The sequence below is a fragment of the Microtetraspora niveoalba genome, assembly GCF_001570405.1.
Taxonomy (GTDB): Bacteria; Actinomycetota; Actinomycetes; order Streptosporangiales; family Streptosporangiaceae; genus Microtetraspora; species Microtetraspora niveoalba.
Genome location: NZ_BBYM01000096.1, coordinates 1 through 700 on the forward strand (window position 1 = coordinate 1; position 700 = coordinate 700).

Annotated in this window: 1 protein-coding gene; it reads right to left on the minus strand. The window is 71.0% G+C overall.

Annotated features, from left to right (window positions below; translation table 11 throughout):
* The coding region (locus AWQ70_RS37130) for a DUF222 domain-containing protein (protein WP_157530971.1) at positions 1 to 685 on the minus strand (685 nt) is incomplete at its 3' end.
* Between the last annotated feature and the right edge of the window lie 15 nt (positions 686 to 700).

Consider the following 700-nt stretch of genomic DNA (forward strand, 5'->3'; position numbering starts at 1 on the left):
TCTGGGCGGGCGGGTCATCCGGCAGGGACTCCGCGTTGATCAACACCAGAAGCTCAGTCCCGATCCGCTGCTCCAACAACGCGATCACCACATCCGCGTTCCGCACCCGAAGCGGACGCTCATCCCCCTCCACCCTCGGCCTCGCATACGCATCCAGCAACGCCCGAAGCCGCGCCCCCGCCTCACGCGGAAGCCGGAACTCCCCCTCCAACCCACCCGTGGCGCTCTCCCGCACCAGCACGAACCGCTCCCGATAGTCAGCCTCAGCGTCATCGGCCTCCCCATCCGGATTCAACACCGCATGCAGATACCGCCCCGCCCGCGCGATCTCCGCCGGAGTCGCCTGATCCGCCAACGCCACCAGGATCGGCTCGGCCAACGCCGCCTGCGCATCATCCAACCGGGCCGTGGCCGCACAGATCGCCGTCACATACCCCTCGGCCAGACTCCCCCGCGCAAACCGCGCCCGCACCGTAGGCAGACGAGCCAACTCCACCGCAAGCGCCAGCACCCGCCCCGCACCCGCCACACTCATCCCCGCCGCCGAACGCAGCCAGGATCGGGTCGAGGCGTGACCGTGTCCCTTGGCCTCCCCGGCCGCGTGCACCCGGCCCACCCGCACCGCGATCGCCGAGGTCAGCCGATCCCGCGCGTACAGCAGGTCCTCCGCCTCGGCCAGACACACCCCCGCCTCCTCCGG